Source organism: Gilliamella sp. B2889, assembly GCF_026536885.1.
Classification (GTDB): Bacteria; Pseudomonadota; Gammaproteobacteria; order Enterobacterales; family Orbaceae; genus Gilliamella; species Gilliamella apicola_E.
Genome location: NZ_JAFNNF010000001.1, coordinates 149,343 through 172,766, shown reverse-complemented (window position 1 = coordinate 172,766; position 23,424 = coordinate 149,343). Strand labels below are relative to the sequence as shown.

The following is a 23,424-nucleotide window of genomic DNA, read 5'->3' as shown; positions in this document are numbered from 1 at the left end:
TAGTGGATAATGGTTTCTTATATGTGACATTCTATTAGTTTATATTATTTTGTATATTGATAGATTTCTATTTTCTTTTTAATAGTCACAAAACAGCCTATATAAACCATTAAACTATGTTAAAATTAAGCCAATTTAAACTGAATTTAGGAAATATAAAATTATGATTCCTGATGTTTCTAAAGCACTCAATTGGTTGGAAAAACACTATACAATTTTACAAGGCATTCAACGGGGTGTTGAACGTGAAACGCTCAGAATTTTACCAGACGGCTCTTTAGCAAAAACACCTTTTCCTAATAAAATTGGTTCAGCATTAACTCATCCTTGGATAACAACCGATTTTGCTGAGTCGATGCTTGAATTTATCACGCCGGTTAATACGAATATTGATTATATGCTCACGTTTTTGCGTGATTTACATCGTTATGCTAGTGTCAGTATCGGCGATGAGATGATGTGGCCATTAAGTATGCCTTGTTTTGTGGCAAATGAAGACGATATTATTTTGGCGCAATATGGCTCCTCAAATGAAGGGCGTTTTAAAACGGTTTATCGAGAAGGATTGAAGAATCGTTATGGCGCAATGATGCAAACCATATCCGGCGTGCATTATAACTTCTCTTTGCCTATGGCATTTTGGCAAGCCCGATTTGGGGTGAAAAACGCCGAAGAAGGAAAAGCGGTTATTTCTGAAGGTTATTTTACTTTAATACGTAATTATTATCGATTTGGTTGGGTGATTCCTTACCTGTTTGGCGCATCACCTTCTATGTGCTCTTCATTTATTCAAGATAAGCAAAAAGCTAAAGCATTTATAGAACAAACCAATGGTAACTGCTTTTTGCCTTATGCAACTTCATTAAGATTAAGCGATATTGGTTACACCAACAATGCCCAGAAACAATTAGGTATTACCTTTAATCATCTAGATACTTATGTTGAAGGATTAAAACGTGCTACCCATGTCAAATCAGATGAGTTCAGTAAATTAGGCATTAAAGTTAATGGTCATTATCGACAACTAAATGATAATGTTTTACAAATTGAAAATGAATTTTATGCACCAATTCGTCCTAAACGAGTTCCTAGGGCAGGGGAGTTACCTTCAGATGCCTTATTACGTGGTGGAATAGAGTATATTGAAGTACGTGCGCTTGATGTTAATCCATTTTCACCAATAGGTATTACTGAGGAACAGATCCGCTTTATTGATCTATTTTTGATATGGTGTGCGTTAGCGCCAGCGCCTGAAATGAGTAGTGCCGAACTTGAGTGTACAAAATTAAATTGGAATCGGGTTATTATGGAAGGGCGTAAACCTGGTCTTGAAATTGGTATCGGCTGTGATAGTTATCGTGAGCCATTATCGAAAGTCGGCCACGAATTATTTAAAGATTTGCTCCGTGTTGCTGATGTATTGGATCATCAAGATGATAAACAACATTATCGTAAAGTTTGCGAACGGCTTGATCTGATGTTTGATCAGCCTGAATTAACACTTTCAGCAAGAACGCTTGAGGCTATCAGTGATTTAGGTACTGCTAAATTTGGCTTAGTTTTAGCAACTCAATATAAAAATCAGCTTAGTTCAGAACCTTTGCAATTATTGACTGATAGTGATTTTGTTCAGCAAAGAACTATGTCAATTGAAAAGCAACAAAAGAAAGAACAGAATGATACTTTGTCATTTGATGATTATTTAAAAGAAAAAATGAACGGTTAAAATGTTTAAGCATCGAGACTATACACTACGATATCAAGGAAATAGTAGTGTTGAACTGATATTACCAAACCATAAGATAGTCAATGATGAACCACTAATTGATCAATCATCATTCTCGGTTTTAGTTTGGAATATTTTTAAACAAAAACGGGCTGATTGTATTAAAATTCTTGAACAATATGCGAGCCAATCAAAGTTAATGCTATTACAAGAAGCCCAAACAACACCACAATTATTGAATTTTATATCTGCGAATAACAAAGTTGCCGATCACGTACCAGCTTACTGCTTTAATGATATTTTTGCTGGAGTTATGACTATAACTGATTCAGCTCCGACTAAAATATTATCGTTTAGAGAAAAAGAGCCATTTATTCGGGTACCCAAATCAGCTCTAATTACTGTTTATCCAATTAAAAATTCTACTAAACAGCTGTTAGTTGCCAATATTCATGCCATCAATTTTAGTATTGGCGTAAAGATATATCGTCAACAGATGTATATGTTATTAAATTATATTAAGCAACATGATGGACCAGTGATTTTGGCAGGTGATTTTAATGCATGGAGTCGGCAACGACTGAATTTACTCTATCATTTGACTCGATCAATAAATCTTAAACCGGTTAATTTTGCTATTGATATTCGAAAAACGTTTTTAGGTAGGCCATTGGATTTTATTTTTTATCGAGGTTTGAAGCTTGATGCGGCTAAGATAATTAGTACAGCCGCATCGGATCATAATCCATTATTAGTCAATTTTAAAATGAATTCGAATTGACTAAATTAATTGTTAATACATCACCTTCTTTTACTCGTCCATTTTTTAATTTATTCCATTGTAAAAGATCGGTGATTTTCACTCGGTAATTCCTCGCAATGGAATAAAGATTATCACCAGCTTTAACTTGGTAAGTAATCTGTTTTTTGCCATTACTTAAAATAGATTTAGCATCTTTAGCATTTATTGTACTGTATTGAATTGTCGTTGATTTAATTTCAAACGGCATATTGTTATGTGGCACATCTTCTAAAAGCTCAGTTACTTGACTAGTAACTAAATTCTCATTTTTCAACTTTTTGAATAGTTTATTTGCATGAGAATAAGGAACTAATAGATGAAAAGGGCCATTTACAGTTTGTTGCACATAACCGGCATTGTATGTCATTAAGTCATTTAGTGATAATCCAGTATATTGCGCTATTTTAGACAATGAAATGTTTTTAGACATATCAATTCTAACTAAAGAGTTTTGATAATTACAATCCGGTAGTTTAATTCCATAACGTTTATTGTTTTTAACAATGTCGATGATAGCTAATATTTTTGGCACATAATGCATTGTTTCTTGTGGTAAATCTAAAGACCAATAGTCAATAGGTAGTCCTTTAGCTTTATTTTTATCAATCGCTCGTTGAATTCGACCTTCACCTGCATTATATGCAGCTAATGTTAATAACCAGTCGCCATTAAAGCGGTTATTAAGATTTTGTAAAAGAGATATAGCTGAGCTTGTTGAAGCAATTAGATCTCGACGTCCATCAAAACTACTGCTACGTTTTAAACCATATTCTTTAGCTGTAATTGGCACAAATTGCCATAAACCAGCCGCTTGAGCAGGCGAGGTAGCTAAAGGGTCATAAGCACTCTCAATTAATGGAATTAAAGCAAGTTCAACCGGTAGCTTATTTTTTCGTAACTGATTAATGATGTAATATACATAAGGTTCAGATCGTAATGCAATATTTTCAAATCCCTGTGGATTACGCAGCAAACGTTCTCTTTCCGCGACAACTCGGCTGTTGTTCGGAACATTTACGTTAATTTGAGTTAGCATGTAATGCCAAGGATTTTGCGTGACTGAAGCGTAATTAACACCACCACTTTTAACGCTAGAATTAACTATTGATTTAGAATTGTATGGTTTTGAGCCAGAAGTGTATCGCGACCCTTGGTTTTGACACCCGACTAAAAAAGCACATAACACTGTAAATATTAATAATTTTTTCATTAGATTATAAGTTAGGACATTAATTTAAACGACTTATTATACCTAAAAAATGTCCTTTTGGCTCCTAAAAAAAGCAAACAGTTCTAACTCATTGTTACAATTGAATTTGTTTTGCAAAGATTTTTCTTTACACCGTAAAAATAAGTTAATCTGTTTTTCTTTGGTTAAAATAGAAGGCAAAGTAATTTTCTTTTTGCAAATATAATTATAATATTCATGAATAACTTTATCATGTGGAACCATCATTTGTGCAAAGTTCAAATTAGCTTTAGTATATTCGTGTCCTGCACAAATAAGCGTATCATCAGGTAGTCGCTTTAAATTATTAAGCGAGCTTAGCATTTGCTTATAATCACCCTCAAAAATTCTACCACAACCAGCAGACATTAAGGTATCACCACAAAATAGATATGGTCGGCAATAATAAGCTAAATGTCCTAATGTGTGTCCCGGTACTGAAATAATATCAAATTGAAAATCAGCAATTGATATTTTATCTATATTATCTAGATAGTTAATCTGCAAATTAATTTCACTAGGCCCATAAACTTCAATATCGGGATAAAATGCTTTTAGCTCTGTTACCCCGCAAGTGTGATCGATATGGTGGTGAGTTAGTAAAATTGCAAGGGGTGACAAGTGATGTTTTTTTAGATAACTAATTACAGGGGCAGCTTCACCTGGGTCGATAATAACAATTTGTTTATCGTTGTTTTCCAACAACCAAATATAATTATCTTTTAGGGCCGGGATAACATGTAATCGATACATAGTTATTATACCTTCTTAGTTATCTAACTGTTTTTTGTATTCAGTCCTTTAACGATGCTTCAAAAATAGTATCGTGTAAAGTTGGGGATTCGGCTTGATTTTTAGCAATAATATCACAACGCTCATTTTCGATATGACCAGCATGACCTTTAACCCAAATCCATTCAATAGTATGTGATTTAGCTATTTCATCTAAACGTTGCCACAAATCAACATTTTTAACAAGTTGTTTATTTGATGTTTTCCAGCCATTTTTTTTCCAGCCATGAATCCAATTCATAATGCCATTACGTAGATATTGGCTGTCAGAATACAGTTGAATTTGACACGGTTCTTTAAGAAGCTCTAAAGCAACAATTGCAGCTAATAATTCCATTCGATTATTGGTAGTTTTAAAATAACCTTGAGCTAATACTTTTTCTGTTTGTTTATATTTTAAAATTGCGGCATATCCACCGGGACCAGGGTTACCCAAACAAGAACCATCTGTGAAAATTTGAATTTTTTTTAACATACTAAATAAACTTTGCCTATTGAATAAAATTTAAAATTAAATAATGTGATGTTGTGTAATTAGTGGCGAAAACACTGTAGGTATCAACATCAGCGCATTTTGGTGTTAGACTATACCATTAATTATTAAATTTCCCAATTTTAGAAGAAGAGTATAACGTGATAACACATTCAACACGTCAAATTGTATTAGATACTGAAACAACAGGTATGAACCAAGACGGTAATAATCACTATGAAGGGCATAAGATTATTGAAATTGGTGCTGTTGAGGTATTAAATCGGCGACTAACTGGCAATCATTTCCATGTTTATATCAATCCAGAACGTTTAATTGATGAAGAAGCCTTTAGAGTTCACGGTATAAGTGATGAATTTGTTAAAGATAAACCAATATTTAAAAATATAGCACATGATTTTATAAAATTTATTGATGGTGCTGAATTAGTCATTCATAACGCATCGTTCGATGTCGGATTTATGGATTATGAATTTCGTCTTTGTGGTTTAAATTTTAAAACAGCTGAACATTGTATTGTTACTGATACACTAGCTATGGCTCGGCGGCTTTTCCCTGGTAAAAGAAATAATCTAGATGCACTATGTGAGCGTTATCAGATTGATAATTCACATCGTACACTGCATGGCGCTTTACTTGATGCTGAGATTCTAGCTGAAGTTTATTTAGCAATGACAGGGGGGCAAACGACGTTAGCATTCAGCGCTGAAGATAATCCATTATCAATGTCAAATAATACCGTCAAGAAAATTGAACGTAATGGAACTCCTTTAAAGATAATTAAAGCAAATGAATCTGAACTCTCTGCTCACGAGTCTATTTTAGAAAAGATTGATAAAAAAAGTGGCGGGGCATTATGGAAAGCACATTAAAGTACATTAAAGTACATTAATGATTGTTTTCTATTCAATTGAACTTTATTTTTAAAAATTTTATTGACGAAAATAAAAATAATCTTTAACATCACGCCTACTTTGATGTTCCACATTAAAGTATCTAAAAAGCGGAGCGGTAGTTCAGTTGGTTAGAATACCTGCCTGTCACGCAGGGGGTCGCGGGTTCGAGCCCCGTCCGTTCCGCCAATTCTTATTTTTCTTTATACTTTCCTTGTTTATTATAATTGTGCTATCTTCGATATCCTATGAATATTAATTAAATTGATTTAGACATGCTAAAAAAATCGATATTTGTTGTTCTAGGTGGAGTTTCTTTTGCTTTAGGAACTATTGGTATTTTTATTCCTTTGTTACCTACAGTACCTTTTTATTTACTTACTGCATATCTATGGTTAAATAGTTCAGAGCGCCTCTATAACTATTTTACACAAACTACTTACTATCAAACTTATATCCAAAAATTGCTAATTGAAAAGAAGGCAACCAGGTCAAGTTTATTTAAGATGTTGGCAATGGTGTTTGTTGTGCTACTTATTCCTTTTATTATTTTTAATTCTTTACATGTTAGAATAATCTTAGCCACTGTGTTTTTTGCTCATGTCATTTTTGTCTACTATTATTTTAATAAAAAATGATCAATATAAAGGTTGAAATTAAGAGAAAACAGGGTAAATAAGTTACCCTGTAACAAAAGTATTGGCTCTTTATTGCGATGTATTATTTTTTACTATTATTTCAAACTCTTTTTAATTTCAATAGCAAGTAACGGATTCCACATCGCACCTGTTGCACTCATTACAGCATCAGCACCATTTTTTATAAATTGATGATAATGTTCACTGTTACTAACTCCACCAACACCTATAATTGCAAATTTTAAATCCATTTGTTTACGATATTTATCGAGTCGACTAACCATATCTAACCCAGCCCAACGAATTGCATCGCCACAGATACCGCCTTCTTTTCGATTTTCACCTAAAGCTGGATGACCATTTGCGTCAACAGGTTTTGCTGACAACGTATTAATCGCGCTTAACCCATCAACTATATTTCCAATACGAGTTAATAATGAAACGATTCTTTCATCATCTGGGAAGTAAGCTAATTTCAGGATAAGAGGGCGGTCAGGTACAGCATTTTTAATTTCTTTAACAATTCTTTCAACTCTATCTACATCAAAGCAAAGTAATTTACTTGCACCTTCATTCGGGCAACTTAAATTAGCTTCTAAAATTGGTGCATTGGTTTCTCTTACTAATTTAGCAGCTAATGCATAATCTTGTTCTATCACTCCATTACCTTGAGTTCCTTGGAAGCTACCAATAACACATTGTCCTGGACCAGCAGCTTTAACAGCATCAGCCATATCTGGTTGCCATATATCAGGAGCAAATGATGGAACCCCAAATGAATTAGTGATTGAAAGAGGTTGGCTATAATTAGTATCAGCTAAAACTGTGTCTAAATTACACGTAAGTTTACCTTTGGGATGAACAGATAAAACATTAGGTAACGGATGGCATTTGTGTAATTTTGTTCTTACCGTTTTATATACACATAAATCGAATCCATAAGCAAATGCTGCTTTAATATAATTTGCATTTAATAAAGGTCCAGCGGGTTGGCCAAATGGTAAATTAACATCAACTTTTAAGAACTTGGTTGGTTTAGTTGAAACTTGTTCTGCTTTGTCTAATTCTGCAAAAAGTCCAAAAGGTCCTTTAGCATAATTATCTTCATAGCTAATACTTGGGTTATAAAAAGGGATCAAAGGTTTCATGGTATCTCCTGTTTATGGCTGTTCTGGAAGTGGTATTGTTTGGTAATTTGATATAAAATTGGAAGGTTGAATTTATAGATATAAAAAATCCTCCATAAAGGAGGATGAATATTCAAAATAAAAAGACAATTCAATTTTATTATTGGTTTATTTGTATGGACCACAAGCATAATCAAATTCTCTTTTCTAAAATTGGTAAGCATTTTAGTCGAATAAAAATAAAGTACAAGTGATAGAAGTTAAAAAAAATATAAGTAAATGAAATAGTTATAGTGTTTTTTTTTAGACAGGTTTATGCAGTATTGTACGCAAACACTTTCAAAATAACATAAAAAACAGACAATTCTTTTTGTTATATCCATAGATTGTTTTATAAATTATTAATAAATTTGAATAAATTTTTGTCGAAAAAATGATATTTTCCGACTAATGAAACTTATGTAAGTGGAGAAGAAAAATTTCGGATGTTATGATCCACGTTAACATTTAAATATTAATGATTAGGTAATGAAATATGAAAAACGAAGATATTTTTAAACCAGTAATCTTACCCAATGGTGTTTCCCTAAAAAATCGTATTATGATGGCACCAATGACTACTTGTTCAGGGTTTTACGAAGGTTCTGTTACGCATGATTTAATTGAATATTACCGAGCAAGAGCGGGTGAAATTGGCACTATTATTGTTGAATGTGGATTTGTTGACAATAAAGGGTTAGCGTTTCCCGGTGCGATTGGTTTAGATAATGATGATAAAATAGAAGGGTTAGCGAAGATCGCTAAAGCCATTAAAGAGAAAGGCTCCAAAGCGGTTATCCAAGTTTATCATGGTGGCCGTATGGTTGAGCCTAAACTTATTGGTGGACAATCCCCAGTTGGGCCAAGTGCGATAGCTGCACCACGCCCGGGCGCGGCGACCCCAATTGAATTGACGGCAGATGAAGTTGATGAAATGATTGATAAGTTTGGTCAAGCTGTTCGTCGAGCGATCCAAGCTGGATTTGACGGGGTCGAAATTCATGGCGCTAATACCTACTTAATTCAACAATTTTACTCACCTAACTCAAATCAACGAACTGATAAATGGGGTGGTAGCCGTGATAATCGAGCTCGATTCCCATTGGCTGTTCTAGATATTACTCATAATATGGTTAAAGAGTATGCCAATCCTGATTTTATTGTTGGTTATCGTTTTTCGCCGGAAGAATTAGAAGTACCTGGAATTCGTTTTGATGATTCGATGTACTTACTTGAAAAATTGGCTGAAAAGGGACTTGATTACGTTCACTTCTCTATGGGGGCGATCTTAAGACCATCTATTGTTGAAACTAATGATCCAACGCCTTTAATTAATAAATATGTAGCAATGCGATCACAGACATTAGCTAAAATTCCGGTTGTTGGTGTCGGTAATGTGGTTAATATAAGTGATATCGAAGCAGCTATGGATAACGGCTTTGATCTGGTTGCAGTTGGTCGGGCATGTATTGCTTATCCCGATTGGCTTAGTCGAGTCGAAAAAGGGGAGAAACTTGAACTCTTCATCAATAGTGATAAACGTGAAGAACTCAATATACCTGAGCCACTATGGCACTTTTCATTGGTTGAAAGCTTGATTCGTGATGTGAATCTTAATGTAAAAAAATTCAAGCCGGGCAATTATCAAGAAAAGGTTAATGATGAGTCTTATGAATACTTAATTAATGTTGAATTAGGTAATGACTTTGTTAAAGACATGCAATTGCTCAATGCTAATGATTTTGATAGTGAAGTGGTCAACAACTTTTCTGAGATCAAACATCGTATTATTGACTCTAATAGCCCTCACGTCGATGCAATTTCTGGCGCGACATCACAATGTGAGGCGTTCAAAAAAGCCGTAACCAAAGCTATGGCGAAATCAAATAAAGAAGCTATCCTTGCTGAGGGTGGTGATCCTAATGATAAAGCTTATGATGTGGTGGTTGTTGGTAGTGGTGGCGCTGGACTAGCAGCCGCTATTCAAGCACATGATTTAGGAGCAAGTGTAGTTGTGGTTGAAAAAATGCCGGTTATTGGCGGCAATACAAATAAAGCTTCTGCCGGTATGAATGCAGCCGAAACCAAATTCCAAAAACTTAAAGGCATTGTGGACAGTAAAGATCTGTTCTATAAAGAAACGTTAACAGGTGGTAAAAACAAAAATAATCCTGAGTTACTTCGTTATTTTGTTGAAAATGCACCTGATGCCATTGACTGGTTAGATAATAATGGTATCGAACTTAGTGGTATCACAACAACGGGGGGCATGAGCATTGACCGTACGCATCGCCCGGCAAGTGGCGCTGCTGTTGGCGGATTTTTAATTAGTGGATTGCAAAAAAATATCAACCGACGTGGTATTGAAGTCATGCTTGATACCAATGTAACTGAAATATTAACTGAGAATCATAGAGTTGTCGGAGTTAAAGTCAATGAAGAAGACGGCTCCGTTCAAACGATTAAAGCCAAAGCGGTTATTATTGCTACTGGTGGATTTAGTGCAAATCGTGAAATGGTTGAAAAATATCGACCAGATCTGAAAGGATTTGTTACCACTAACCATAAAGGTGCTACTGGTTCCGGAATTATGATTCTAGAAAAACTGGGCGCAGGCACAGTGGATATGAAAGAAATTCAGATTCATCCAACTGTTGAGCAAACAACTTCGTATTTGATTTCCGAATCAATTCGTGGAGGAGGGGCGATACTGGTCTCCCAAAAAGGGCTACGCTTTGTCAATGAGTTAGATACTCGTGATAAAGTTTCAGCAGAAATTATTAAATTACCTGAGCATTATGCGTATATTCTATTTGATCAACAAGTACGTAATGAAAACAAAGCTGTTGAAGAATATGTATCACATGATTTAGTCGTTCAAGCTGATACGATTAAAGATCTTGCTGATAAACTCTCAATTGACAGCAATACTTTATCTCAAACTGTTGAGCGTTATAATCAGTTCGCTGAAACAAAACGTGACGAAGACTTTGGTCGAACAACTGGTATGCGACATCCTATTAACAAAGGACCATTTTATGCGATTAAGATTGCTCCGGGTGTGCATCATACTATGGGTGGGGTAACGATTAATACCGATACTCAAGTTTTAGATACGGATAAACATGTAATACAAGGCGTATTTGCTGCTGGCGAAGTGGTCGGTGGTGTTCATGGTGCCAATCGTATCGGTGGAAACGCTGTTGCTGATATCATTATATTTGGTATGCAGGCAGGTAGAAAAGCCACTGATTACATTAATCATTAATTGACTAATATGACTTAAGCTTGTTTAAAATGCTTAATTCAAGCCATGAATATACTCAAGTATTAATGGGTACCACGGTTTCATTAACGCTTTATGAGCCTAATGAAGCCGTAGCTCATAGGGTGTTTCACACCATAAAATTACTTGAAGATAAATTGACCGTTAACCGCAGTCATTCAGAAGTTATGTCGATTAACGCTGCTGCGGGTAAACATCCGGTTATCGTTAGCCGTGCTGTGTTTTCGCTTATTGAGCAAGCTTATAAAGTCAGTTTAATGCCCAATAGTTGTTTCAATTTTGCTATTGGTCCTTTAGTCAAATTATGGAAAATCGGTTTTCAAGGCCAGCAAGTTCCCTCCCCACAGCAAATTTATGATCAACTATTATTAACCGATCCTAGCGAAATTGAGCTTGATCCTAAAACTTGTGCAGTTTTTTTGAAAAAAAAGGGAATGGAAATTGATTTAGGTGCTATAGCCAAAGGCTACATAGCAGATGTAGTTAAAGTAGTCCTACAGCAAAATAACATACATCAAGCTATTATCAATTTAGGTGGTAACGTCTTAACTTTGGGCAAATCACCCTTAGATAGGAATGGCAATTGGCAAATAGGTTTGAAAGAGCCATTTTCACTCAACAATCAATTGGCCGGGATTATTCAAGTTAATAATAAATCTGTTGTTACATCAGGGATTTATGAGCGTTACTTTACCTTAAATAATCACCGTTATCATCACATATTCAACCCTTCAACCGGTTACCCGTTAGATAATGAATTAGAAAGTGTAACGGTAATTTCAGATACGTCGCTTGAAGGAGATATTTTTTCAACTATTCTCTATGGATTAGGGGTTAAAAAAGCTAGTAAATATTTGATTGAACATCCGAGTTTATCAGCCATATTTGTTTTAAAAAATAAAACAATCGAACTAGTTAATACTGATAATTTTGCTTTTCAGTTAATTAGCCAACATTATGTTTTACATTAACATTTTATTGGAAACGAAAAGATTATATCAAACTGAATTGTTTTTATTATGAATTAAATTAAGTCATTTTTAATTAAAAAGGAAAATACTATGAACACAGTGAAAAAACCACCTGTCAAATGGTTACCGCTCATAATTATTGCTGTTATTTCAGCAATATTATGGCAATTTGTTTCTCCGCCAGAAGGAATTAGTATTGAAGGTTGGCACACAAGTATCATCTTTGTTGCTACTATTGCCTGTATTGTCGCTGAAATTATGCCAATTGGTGCAATTGGATTATTAGCGATAACGGTTTTTGCGGTTCTAAGACCATCAGGGGCAGCAACAGCGACAGAGGCGATTAAAATTTCATTAAGCGAATTAAACAGTAGCCTTATTTGGCTTATCGTTATTGCTTTTATGATAGCACGTGGTTTTATCAAAACAGGGTTAAGTAAGCGTATAGCTTATTATCTAGTTAAACTTTTAGGTAGAAATACATTAGGTTTAGCCTATGGCCTGTCGGTAACGGATATGGCATTAGCTCCAGCTATTCCTAGTACGACAGCTCGTGCTGGCGGTGTGATTTATCCAATCGCTGAAGCATTAGCGATCAATTTTAATTCAAATCCAAAAGATGAATCAAGAAATCGTATTGGCACTTTCTTAATGTTAACCATTAGTCATGTAAATGATATTACATCGGCAATGTTTTTAACTGCCTTTACCGGCAACTTGTTGGCAGCCAAATTAGTAACAAGTCAACTTGGTATTACTTTAGGCTGGGGACAATGGTTTATGGCGGCTATCGTACCTTGTTTAGTCTCATTTATTGTTATTCCTTTAGTTATCTACTTTTTAACCAATCCTGAGCTTAAAAAGACACCAGAAGCGCCTAAATTAGCCACAGAAGAACTTAAAAAAATGGGGGCTCTGACCTTTAAAGAACTTATTATGGGTTCAACTGTTTTATTACTGTTAGGCTTGTGGATTTTTGGTAAAAACTTTGGTATTGATTCAACTACTACTGCATTTATCGGCTTAACAATTTTAATTTTAACCGGTGTACTTAGTTGGGATGATATCAAAGGTGAAAAGGCTGCTTGGGATACTTTAATTTGGTTTGCAGCATTACTGATGATGGCGGGACAAGTTAATAAACTTGGCGTAACTAAGTGGCTAGGCGATACAATTGGTAATGCGGTTAAAGGTCACTTAGGAGATAGTAGCTGGGTTTTAGTCATTGTTATTTTGTGTGTAGCCTATGTTTATCTCCATTACTTCTTTGCGAGTGGTAATGCGCATATTGCTGCTTTATTCCCAGTATTTTTAACGGTTGCTTTAGCGCTCGGCGTGCCGCAAATGATTGCCATTTTTGCATTAGTTATTTGTACTAACTATTTTGGTTCGATTACCCAATTTGCTAATGCTCGTAACCCGTTACTGTTTGCTGAAGGCTTTGTACCGGTTAAAACATGGTGGAAAGTCGGTTTCATTTGTAGCGTAGTAAATTTAATTATTGTTTTCACTATTGGTATTTTATGGTGGAAAATCATTGGATTAGGATAAAAGTTTAGCTATCACCGCCAGTTAAACTGGCGGTTTTTTTTGAGTGATTAAAACATTTCAATCGATAATTTCCAATCATTAACCGATTTCCAATATTTCTGCTCCTGCTCTAAATCAAGCAAGATTAACTTATTATTTTCAACAAACTTTTCGTTGAGTTCTATCGTCAGTTTACTCAATTTATCACTGTTTAATTTTAATCTAAATGCAGTGAGATCCAAATCGTTATTACGCTGGTTATTAAATAAAACGGCAAGCCGCAAAATCTGCAATAACGAGATGATATGTTTGTATTCGAATAAACTAAAGTACGGCAGTTCATCAATGTTAATTGACTTTCGGTGATAACGAACAAGGGTAGACAATAAAAGTTGTTGTTCTTCATTGAATCCGGGTAGGTTACTATTTAACAGAATATAACTCGAATGTTTGTGAATTGATGAAAAATTTATTTTCAGTCCCACTTCATGGAGCTGCGCTGCCCAATAGAGGATAGATTCTAAATGTTGCGGAATATTAGTCGAAGTTTGTGTTTTCCATTGTGAAAAAAGATACTTTGCCGTTTTCACCACTTGTTTAGCATGACGTTCATCTATGTTGTAATGCTGAGAGAGTGATTCGGCTGTTGTTTGTCTTATATCTCGATAATTTGGACCGTCGATCAGTTCATACAAAACTCCTTCACGTAATGCACATGGGCTAAATTGAAGCTCTTGTAAGCCTAATGCGTTAAAAACGCCACTAAATATTGCTAACCCGCTGACGAAAACGTTTTTTCTTTCTTCAGAAAGTGATGGATAGTCAATTTCATGAAAAGACTTGAATTCTAAGATATAACTGATTAAATCATCCAAGCGTTTAGGCGTAATGATACCGTCGCTGACACCTAAATCTAATAATATTTTGTAAATACTTTTGATTGTGCCGGAAGTACCAAATGCGACACTGATATTTTGTCTTTTTATTGTGGTAATAAGATTTTCAATTTGTTGTTCTGCTGCCAGTTTGGCTCTTAAAAAGGAATATCGGTCAATGGTCTTTTGTGGAAAAAATTGCTTAGTATAAGTGACACAGCCCATTGGTCGACTTGCCACAATAAATGGTTTGAGATCGTTTCCTCGACCAATGGCAATTTCAGTCGATCCACCACCAATATCAATAACAAATTTGGTATCATCTTCGGCGGTTGATTCGGCTGTCATGGTACCTAAATAGATTAAACGGGCTTCTTCTTGTCCGGAAATAATTTCAATTGGGTAGGGTAGAACCTTAGCCGCTTGGGCTAGAAATTTATGCCGATTAGTGGCGATACGTAACGTATAGGTTGCAACAATTCGAACATTTTCCGGGGGAAATCCATTCAGCCGTTCAGCAAAGAGTGCAAGGCATTCAATACCTCGTTTAATACTTGTCTCGCTTAGCTCATAGAATTCATTTAAACCGGTAGCTAAATGAATATTTTTTTTATTTTTGTAGATAATTTGTGTTGCACCATCAATACAACGTGCAATGACCATATGAAAACTATTCGAACCTAGATCAATAACTGCATATTCATCAAATTTATTCACGTTCAAATCCTTAACTTGCTGATTCTAATTGTTTTAGATAATCATAAATTGCACGTTGTGCTCTTACTTTCTTTTTATTACCTCTTTGGACGTAATTGTTCATATTATCTTTATCGATAATTCGAGCTTTGACATTATCATTACACTGAATATTGAAAATATTATGAATAGTGGATTTTAATGTCAGATCAAATATTTTTACGCCAACCTCAATACGGTTATCAAGATTTCTAGGCATCCAATCGGCAGATGATATGTAGGTATCTTTATTACCGTCATTTTCGAAAATATAAACTCGAGCATGTTCGAGATACTGGTCAACAATACTGGTTACATAGATATTTTCACTTAAATTAGGAATTTGAGGAACAAGTATACAGGTACCTCGCACAATCATGCGTATTTTTACGCCAGCACAAGAAGCTTTGTAGAGTTGATTTATCATCTCTTTATCAGTTATTGCATTGAGTTTAAGATAGATCCCTGAAGGTTTCCCAGCTTTGGCATTATTGATTTCTCGTTCAATGAATTCATGAAAGCGTAATCGTGTATTTTGTGGTGAAACTAATAAATGGTGAAAAGTTACCGGTTTAAATGGGTTTTCAATAAAGTTAAATACTTTGATAACTTCATCGGTAATCGCGGGGTCAGCCGTTAATAATGAAAAATCTGTATAAATACGTGCAGTTTTTTCATTAAAATTACCTGAACCAATATGAGCATAACGGACAATTCGATCGTCTTCTTTACGATCGATTAAGAATAATTTGGCATGAATTTTAAGTTTTGGTTGTGAATAGATAACTTTTATACCACTACGAATTAACCTTTTAGCCCATTTTATGTTTGCTTCTTCATCAAATCGAGCTTGCAGTTCTACTACTACTGTGACTTTTTTACCGTTGTTCGCTGCATTTATAGCAGCATGAATAAATCTGGAGTCTTTAGCTACTCGATAAATATTCATACGAATATGGGTAACAGCTGGATCAAATGACGCTTGTCGCATAATTTCAAGCACATGTCCAAATGAATAGTAAGGATAATAGAGCAATACATCTCGGTCTTTTATTGTTGCAAAAGCATTTCTGAATTTCTTGAATCGATTATAAGCAAGGCTTGGTAAGCGTTTATTAAGTAAGTTTTTGACACCAAGATCTGGAAAATTTGCTAAATCTTTGAAATTGGGATAACGTCCACCAGGCATTGCATCTTGTTCAGTTAATCTTAGTTTATTTATCAATAATTCAAATAATGCCTTTGGCATGTCTTTTTGATATGTAAAACGAACTGGCTGAGCAGTTAACCGCTGTTTCAAACCCTGAGACATTAACTCAAGTAAACTATCAAGTTCAGTATTTAATTCGTATTCAGCATCACGATTAATATTTATAGAATAAGCATTTAATTCTACCGCATCAAAGAAGACTTTAAAAATATCCGCTAAACAATAACGTAAAATGTTATCTAAAAAAATAATTGATTTATTTTTAGTTGAAACTTCTGAAGGTAATAAAACAAACCGAGGCGCATTATCTGTAGGAAGTTCAAGTAATGCATAGCTAATACTATCTTTACAGATAATTTCAACTGCTAAATAAGCATGATCATCTTTTAAAAATTGAATCAACTCAGTATGGCTATCTAACAAAATAGGGGTAATATACTGTCTTAAATTTTGCTTATAATAATTTTTTATCCAAGTTTCTTGATAAGTGGTAAGTTGCCTTTCATTTATTAGGAAAATCTGATTCCTTGCCATTTCTAATAATAGCTCGTTATAAAGCTGATCAAATTGTAATTCAAGTTGAATGACTTTTTGATTAACCTGACGCAATAAATGTTTAGCATTAGATGTTGCTTGAGCTTGTTCTTGCTCAATAAGGACATATTTTTTTAAATTTGCAAATTGGACTTTATAAAATTCATCAAGATTACTTGAGTAGATACCTAAAAAACGGATTCGTTCTATGAGAGGATTACTTTCATCAGCAGCCTCTTGTAATACCCGTTGGTTAAATGATAACCAACTTAGTTCTTTAGGTAAATATACTTTTTCTATTATCATTTTTTGTAATGCCCATTCCACTAATTTGATTTATTACAGAATAACGTAAGATAAAAAAAAAGCTAGCATATAGCTAGCTTTTTATCATTCATTTAAACAAAATTAAAGGTGATTAGATGCGGTGAACAGAAGTTGTGTTAGTTGTTCCGCTTGGAACTAATGCACCTGATACCATAACAATTGTATCACCTTGTTTTACATTACAAATTTTAACAGCCATTTCTTTACCTAAACGGTAGAAATCATCTGTTGAATTAATTGCATCAATTAAAATAGGTTCAACACCTTTAGATAAGGCAAGTTGATTGACAGTTTTTTGGCTTGAAGATAAAGCCAAAATACGAGCTGTCGGGAAGTAATGACGAAGTTCACGAGCTGATTTACCGCTACGAGTAGCAACAACAATTAATGGTACATTTAATCGTTCTGCGATTTCAACAGCACCACAACATACAGCAGCAGTAATACGTAATGTTTCTTCTTTTGTGGTTAGCTCTAATTTAGCTGGGATAGTACCATCAGTACGCTTACAAATAGTAGCCATCACATTAACTGCTTCAAATGGATATTTACCTTTAGCACTTTCGCCAGATAGCATAACAGCGTCTGTACCATCAATAATTGCATTAGCAACGTCACCAGCTTCAGCACGAGTAGGACGTGGGTTTTTGATCATTGAATCTAACATTTGAGTTGCAGTAATAACTGGTTTTGAAGCTTTATTACATTTTTTAATCATCATTTTTTGAGCAAAAATAACTTCTTCAACCGCAATTTCCACACCTAAATCACCACGAGCAACCATGATACCATCAGATGCTTCTAAAATTTCATCAAAGTTATCTAAACCTTCTTGATTTTCGATTTTAGAAATGATTTTGATTTCTTCACCGCCGTGAGCTTTAAGATGAGCACGAATATCTTCAACATCAGAACGTTTACGGATAAATGATGCTGCAATAAAATCTACACCTTGTTCACAACCGAAAATTAAGTCATTTTTATCTTTTTCAGCTAGTGCAGGTAATTTGATTGAAACACCAGGTAAGTTAATACCTTTATTTTCACCAAGGTCACCGTTATTTAAAACTTTACAAATAACTTCGTTACCTTTGATTTCTTGAACGTCCATAGCGATTAAACCATCATCAACTAATACACGGTTACCTGGTTTAAGATCTTGAGCAAATCCTTTATATGTAACGGCTACACGTTCTGAATTACCAACTACATTTTCATCAGTAGTAAAAGTGAAAGTTTGGCCTGCTACAAGTGATACATCGTTACCACCTTCAAGCTTAATAGTACGAATTTCTGGACCTTTAGTATCTAACATGATGGCAGCTTTCAAGCCTGTTTCTTGCATTACTTCACGTAAATTTTTGATTCGATTACCATGCTCTTCATAATCACCATGAGAGAAGTTTAAACGCATTACATTCATGCCTGCATTTAATAATTTAGTTAGCATCTCTTTTGATTCTGATTTTGGTCCTATGGTACAAACGATTTTTGTCTTTTTCATAATATTATCTACTAGTTGTTAAAGTTAATGTTCAAATTTAAATAAATGGTTTTAAATATAAATATTTAAACAAAAAAAACCAATGCCAGTGCATTGGTATAAAAAGGGAAGAGTAACTTTAAAAAGTTACTCTTATTAAAAGCAATATCTAAAGAATTTAGTAATCTCATCAATATAAGCCATTCTTAAAAACTTTTTTTATTATAGTCTTAACGACATTTTAAATAAAGTTTTTTATCAAAAAACTAGACATCAATTGAGATAGAAAAAAACTAAAACATTTTTTTGGTTAAATTTTTACCAAGTTTGTGATAAAAAATGTCTTTTTAAATTACATTAAATCTTTAAGTTGATAAATTAGTTCAATATCTTTATTTTTTAAAGTCAATAGATCTTTGTCCAAACTGACTGATGCTCCGTCTTGAATTAATTGAGCGATGGTATCATCTAACTTACTCAATTGCTCATCATCACAAGCCATTTTTGCCATACTAACACCAGGGCCTTTGATCGTTTCGTTTTCCAATTCTACTTTTGCAACAAAGCGATTACACATTTTTCCATAAATATTCATGTTTTCACCAAATTCAAGCTCAGCATTTTTATCTGTTGAAATATCTTGACCATTGGCTTTAATCAATACAAAGCGATGATGCATTAAATCTTCAGCTTTAACGCTCTTAGATTCACCACAACCAGTCATCACGAAAGTTCCAGTAAAAAGCATTATTAATAGTAAAGTCTTTTTCATCTTAACTCCTAATAGTTGGCTAAATTTGATATAATCAGTTTAATTAAAATTTAATAATTACATTTTACTCTTTATGTTAATTCAACAGCAAATTAAATTTTTTCAATCAATGACTTTCGTAGATCAACACAAAATAAGAAAGCTTTCAAACAAAAAACAAAATTTAGATACCATCGAACAAGCGATTGCTCAAGCTGTTGCACATTATAATGTTCGATTACAATCGTTACCTAAAGATATCGATTTTCCAGATAATCTACCAGTAGTTGATAAGAAAGAGGCGATAGCTGAAGCAATTAAAAATAATCAAGTTGTAATTATTGCCGGTGAAACAGGTTCAGGAAAAACGACACAAATACCTAAAATATGTTTGGAACTAGGCTTAGGTGTTAAAGGTTTTATTGGCCATACCCAACCGAGAAGGTTAGCAGCTCGTTCAGTTGCCAATCGTATTGCTGAGGAATTAAAAACAGAAATAGGCAACTTAGTGGGCTATAAAGTCAGATTTTCTGATCATGTCAGCGAAACTACTTTGGTGAAATTGATGACTGATGGAATTTTACTGGCAGAGATTCAGCAAGATAAATTATTACTTCAATATGATACTATTATTATAGATGAAGCTCATGAACGTAGTTTAAATATCGATTTTATTTTGGGATATTTGAAACAATTATTACCTAAACGTCCTGACTTAAAAGTCATCATAACTTCAGCTACAATAGATGTTGAACGTTTCTCAAATCATTTTAATCATGCCCCAATCATTGAAGTTTCAGGTCGAACCTATCCTGTCGAAGTTAGATATCGTCCAACAATTCTTAATGATGATTATGGAAATGAGAAAAATAATGATTTTCAGCCTATTATAGATGCAATCGATGAATTACCTTTTGAAAGTAATGGGGATATTTTGATTTTTCTTACAGGGGAGCGTGAAATACGTGATCTGGCTGATACGCTAAGGAAAATTGAACTGAAACATACTGAGATTTTGCCTTTATATGCTAGATTATCTGCATCTGAACAAAACCGTATCTTTCAATCACACAGTGCTCGAAGAATTATCTTAGCTACAAATGTGGCTGAAACATCCTTGACCGTTCCTGGTATTAAATATGTTATCGATCCTGGTTTAGCAAGAATTAGTCGTTATAGTTATCGGACGAAAGTTCAACGATTACCAATTGAACCCATTTCTAAAGCATCAGCGAACCAAAGAAAAGGGCGTTGTGGTAGAACTTCAGATGGTATTTGTATACGTTTATATGATGAACAAGATTTTTTATCCAGACCTGAATTTACTGAGCCTGAAATTCTTCGAACCAATTTAGCATCAGTTATATTACAAATGACTTCATTAGGCTTAGGTGATATAGCGGCTTTTCCATTTGTTGAAGCACCTGATTCTAGATATATTCGTGATGGTATACGATTATTAGAAGAATTAGGTGCAATTTATACTAAACATCATCATTATCATTTGACTGAGATAGGACAAATTTTATCTCAATTACCTATTGATCCTAGATTAGCTAGAATGCTAGTTGAAGCTAGACGGTTAGGTTGTATAAAAGAAGTTATGATTATTGTGGCAGCACTATCAATACAAGATCCTCGAGAAAGGCCATTTGATAAACAGCAAGCTTCTGATGAGAAACACCGTAGATTTGCTGATAAAGAATCTGATTTTATATCACTTATCAATTTATGGAATTATGTAACAAATCAACAAGCAGATTTGTCGGGTAATCAATTTAGACGGTTGTGTAAAAAAGAATATCTTAACTATCTTAGAATTCGAGAATGGCAAGATGTTTATACACAAATTAGACAAACCATTAAACAACTTGCTTTTCCGATTAATAGTCAATTAGCGGATTATCGTTCACTGCATACTGCGTTATTAAGCGGCTTATTGTCACATGTTGGTATGAAAGAAATTGAAAAACATGAATATATCGGTGCTCGTAATATTAAATTTGCTATATTCCCTAATTCAGCCATCTTTAAAAATCAACCAAAATGGTGTATAGCTAGTGAACTTGTTGAGACAAGCCGTCTATGGGGTAGAACGGCTGCTAAAATTGAAGCAGATTGGATTGAACCATTAGCAAAACATCTAGTTAAATATAGTTATAGTGAGCCTAGATGGTCTAAAAAGAATGGGACAACTTTAGCCAATGAAAAAGTAACTTTATTCGGTCTACCAATTGTTGCAAACCGCATAGTTAATTATAGTAAAATTGACCCAGTACTAAGTCGTTCCTTATTTATTCGGAATGCTTTGGTTGAAGGTGATTGGCAAACTAATCACCAGTTTTATAAACAAAATCAGAAATTAATCAATGAAGTTGAGGATCTTGAACATAAATCTCGTCGTCAGGATATTCTGATTGATGATGATGACCTTTATAATTTTTATGATGAACGAATAGACAAATCAGTTATTTCCGCAAAACACTTTAATACGTGGTGGAAAAACAAACAAAAAATAGACCCTGATTTTTTAAATATTGAAAAAAATATGCTGATTAAACAATCAGCTCAGCCTGTAAAAATAAACGATTATCCAGATTTTTGGTATCAGAATAACTTGAAATTACCTTTAACTTATCAATTTGATCTAGGTAATGCGCGTGACGGTGTAACAATTTCTATTCCGCTTAATATATTAAATCAAATAAAAGATACAGGATTTGATTGGCAAGTACCTGGATTTCGTTATGATTTAGTTATTGCTTTAATAAAATCATTACCAAAATCTTTACGCAAAAGCTTAGTTCCTGCGCCTAACTATGCTGAGGTTTTTTTAAGTAGAGTTAATTCAATTGAACATCCATTACTTGAAACATTAGAAAATGAATTTAGGAAAATGACAGGTATAAAAATTCAGCCAACTGATTGGCAATTAGAACAAGTACCAGATTACTTAAAAATGAATTTTAGTATTGTTGATAATGGACGAGAAATAGCTTTTGGCAAAGATCTAATGATGATTAAAGAACATCTTAAAACAGAAGTTCAAGAAGCATTATCATCGCTGACTCAAAAAAAATCTGTCAAAATAGAGAAAGATAATATTATTGATTGGAATTTTGGTCACTTACCAAGTATTTATGAAGAAAAACAAAATAATTATACAGTTAAAGCCTATCCAGCCATCATTGATAATCAAAACTCGGTCAGTATTAAACTGGTTGATTCACTTGAGGAACAAAAAAGATTAACCAAGCTCGGGATTAGACGATTGTTGATTTTAAATATTCCATCTCCAATTAAATATTTGCACGAAAAGTTACCAAATAAATCTAAATTAGGCTTATATTTTAATTCATTCGGTACAGTTCTTAACCTTATTGATGACTGCATTGCCTGTGGAATAGACTACTTGATTAAGAAGTACAATCAGAAAGTTAAAAATCAAGAACAATATCAAGAACTGTTAGGTTATACCAAAGAGCATATCAATGAAATTGTAGTGGATATAGCTAAACAAGTGGAATCAATTTTAACTCTCCATTTTAATATTAATAAAAAACTTAAAGGCCGTATCGATTTGTCTTTAGCATTTGCGTTATCTGATATCAAAGCGCAGCTAAATGAGCTAGTTTATAAGGGTTTTGTGGCAAAAACTGGTTATAACAAACTCCATGATATTTATCGCTATTTAACTGCTATAGAAAAACGGATAGAGAAGTTAGGAACTAATGTGGCTAAAGATAGACAGTCGATGAATATAATAGAAGAAGTGAAAAACGAATATCAAAGTTGGTTTAATAATTTGTCAGAAAATCAAAAATCATTGAATGATGTTACGAATATTAAATGGATGATAGAAGAACTTAGAGTTAACTTATTCGCTCAACAACTCGGCACACCGTATCCAATTTCTGCAAAAAGGATAAAACAACAAATAGAAACTGTATCTTCTGAATTATAGAATATAATTATAAGGATAAA

The 23,424-nt window shown here is 33.8% G+C and carries 16 protein-coding genes and 1 tRNA gene; 9 read left to right on the top strand and 8 right to left on the bottom strand.

Features of this window, described 5'->3' with window-relative positions; genetic code table 11:
- The first annotated feature begins 163 nt into the window (after nucleotides 1-163).
- Nucleotides 164-1,726 carry a glutamate--cysteine ligase gene (gene gshA, locus J3U09_RS00795; protein WP_065562841.1) on the top strand — a complete coding sequence of 521 codons (1,563 nt, stop codon included), beginning with the start codon at nucleotides 164-166 and terminating at the stop codon, nucleotides 1,724-1,726.
- A gap of 1 nt (nucleotide 1,727) precedes the next feature.
- On the top strand, nucleotides 1,728-2,507 hold the full coding sequence (locus tag J3U09_RS00790) for an endonuclease/exonuclease/phosphatase family protein (RefSeq protein WP_065562840.1): 780 nt from the start codon (nucleotides 1,728-1,730) through the stop codon (nucleotides 2,505-2,507).
- On the opposite strand, the gene J3U09_RS00785 is transcribed toward J3U09_RS00790, so the two are convergent.
- Genes J3U09_RS00785 through rnhA form a run of 3 tightly spaced genes read right to left on the bottom strand, consistent with a single transcriptional unit; the run spans nucleotide 2,488 to nucleotide 5,023 of the window.
- Nucleotides 2,488-3,738: a transglycosylase SLT domain-containing protein gene (locus J3U09_RS00785; protein WP_081299514.1), complete on the bottom strand. Its 1,251-nt coding sequence runs from the start codon at nucleotides 3,736-3,738 to the stop codon at nucleotides 2,488-2,490. The genes J3U09_RS00790 and J3U09_RS00785 overlap by 20 nt on opposite strands.
- A gap of 42 nt (nucleotides 3,739-3,780) precedes the next feature.
- Nucleotides 3,781-4,509, bottom strand: coding sequence for a hydroxyacylglutathione hydrolase (gene gloB, locus J3U09_RS00780; RefSeq protein WP_267356699.1), 729 nt, complete (start codon nucleotides 4,507-4,509; stop codon nucleotides 3,781-3,783).
- A 40-nt stretch (nucleotides 4,510-4,549) separates the two neighbouring features.
- The gene (gene rnhA, locus J3U09_RS00775) at nucleotides 4,550-5,023 is read right to left on the bottom strand and encodes a ribonuclease HI (RefSeq protein ID WP_267356697.1); all 474 of its coding nucleotides are present in this window, start codon (nucleotides 5,021-5,023) and stop codon (nucleotides 4,550-4,552) included.
- Between the two features lie 158 nt (nucleotides 5,024-5,181).
- On the opposite strand from rnhA, the gene dnaQ reads away from it, so the two are divergent.
- The 3 genes from dnaQ to J3U09_RS00760 all read left to right on the top strand — a co-directional run bounded on the left by dnaQ (nucleotide 5,182) and on the right by J3U09_RS00760 (nucleotide 6,572).
- Nucleotides 5,182-5,913, top strand: coding sequence for a DNA polymerase III subunit epsilon (gene dnaQ / locus J3U09_RS00770; protein WP_065562836.1), 732 nt, complete (start codon nucleotides 5,182-5,184; stop codon nucleotides 5,911-5,913).
- Between the two features lie 133 nt (nucleotides 5,914-6,046).
- Nucleotides 6,047-6,123, top strand: a tRNA-Asp gene (locus J3U09_RS00765).
- An 86-nt stretch (nucleotides 6,124-6,209) separates the two neighbouring features.
- A complete protein-coding gene (locus J3U09_RS00760) occupies nucleotides 6,210-6,572 on the top strand; it encodes a YbaN family protein (protein WP_065562835.1) in 363 nt (120 codons plus the stop codon).
- Between the two features lie 95 nt (nucleotides 6,573-6,667).
- Here J3U09_RS00760 and J3U09_RS00755 read toward each other — a convergent pair whose 3' ends face one another.
- Nucleotides 6,668-7,720: a dihydroorotate oxidase gene (locus tag J3U09_RS00755; RefSeq protein ID WP_065562834.1), complete on the bottom strand. Its 1,053-nt coding sequence runs from the start codon at nucleotides 7,718-7,720 to the stop codon at nucleotides 6,668-6,670.
- A 514-nt stretch (nucleotides 7,721-8,234) separates the two neighbouring features.
- Between J3U09_RS00755 and J3U09_RS00750 the strand changes: the two genes are divergently transcribed.
- From J3U09_RS00750 to J3U09_RS00740, 3 genes are all read left to right on the top strand, one after another.
- Complete coding sequence (locus tag J3U09_RS00750) at nucleotides 8,235-11,006, top strand: flavocytochrome c (RefSeq protein WP_267356694.1); 2,772 nt, start codon at nucleotides 8,235-8,237, stop codon at nucleotides 11,004-11,006.
- 29 nt (nucleotides 11,007-11,035) lie between these two features.
- Nucleotides 11,036-11,995, top strand: a complete 960-nt coding sequence (locus tag J3U09_RS00745; RefSeq protein WP_065562832.1) for an FAD:protein FMN transferase — start codon at nucleotides 11,036-11,038, stop codon at nucleotides 11,993-11,995.
- A 90-nt stretch (nucleotides 11,996-12,085) separates the two neighbouring features.
- Entirely contained in the window at nucleotides 12,086-13,546 is a 1,461-nt protein-coding gene (locus tag J3U09_RS00740) for a DASS family sodium-coupled anion symporter (protein ID WP_065562831.1), read from the top strand.
- Between the two features lie 47 nt (nucleotides 13,547-13,593).
- Here J3U09_RS00740 and J3U09_RS00735 read toward each other — a convergent pair whose 3' ends face one another.
- The 4 genes from J3U09_RS00735 to J3U09_RS00720 all read right to left on the bottom strand — a co-directional run bounded on the left by J3U09_RS00735 (nucleotide 13,594) and on the right by J3U09_RS00720 (nucleotide 19,461).
- Nucleotides 13,594-15,117: an exopolyphosphatase gene (locus tag J3U09_RS00735; protein ID WP_218058426.1), complete on the bottom strand. Its 1,524-nt coding sequence runs from the start codon at nucleotides 15,115-15,117 to the stop codon at nucleotides 13,594-13,596.
- Between the two features lie 10 nt (nucleotides 15,118-15,127).
- On the bottom strand, nucleotides 15,128-17,185 hold the full coding sequence (gene ppk1, locus J3U09_RS00730) for a polyphosphate kinase 1 (protein ID WP_065562829.1): 2,058 nt from the start codon (nucleotides 17,183-17,185) through the stop codon (nucleotides 15,128-15,130).
- A gap of 112 nt (nucleotides 17,186-17,297) precedes the next feature.
- On the bottom strand, nucleotides 17,298-18,710 hold the full coding sequence (pykF, locus tag J3U09_RS00725) for a pyruvate kinase PykF (RefSeq protein ID WP_065562828.1): 1,413 nt from the start codon (nucleotides 18,708-18,710) through the stop codon (nucleotides 17,298-17,300).
- 331 nt (nucleotides 18,711-19,041) lie between these two features.
- A complete protein-coding gene (locus tag J3U09_RS00720) occupies nucleotides 19,042-19,461 on the bottom strand; it encodes an META domain-containing protein (protein WP_065734124.1) in 420 nt (139 codons plus the stop codon).
- A 109-nt stretch (nucleotides 19,462-19,570) separates the two neighbouring features.
- Between J3U09_RS00720 and hrpA the strand changes: the two genes are divergently transcribed.
- Nucleotides 19,571-23,404, top strand: a complete 3,834-nt coding sequence (gene hrpA, locus J3U09_RS00715) for an ATP-dependent RNA helicase HrpA (protein WP_267356691.1) — start codon at nucleotides 19,571-19,573, stop codon at nucleotides 23,402-23,404.
- Nucleotides 23,405-23,424: the final 20 nt, after the last annotated feature.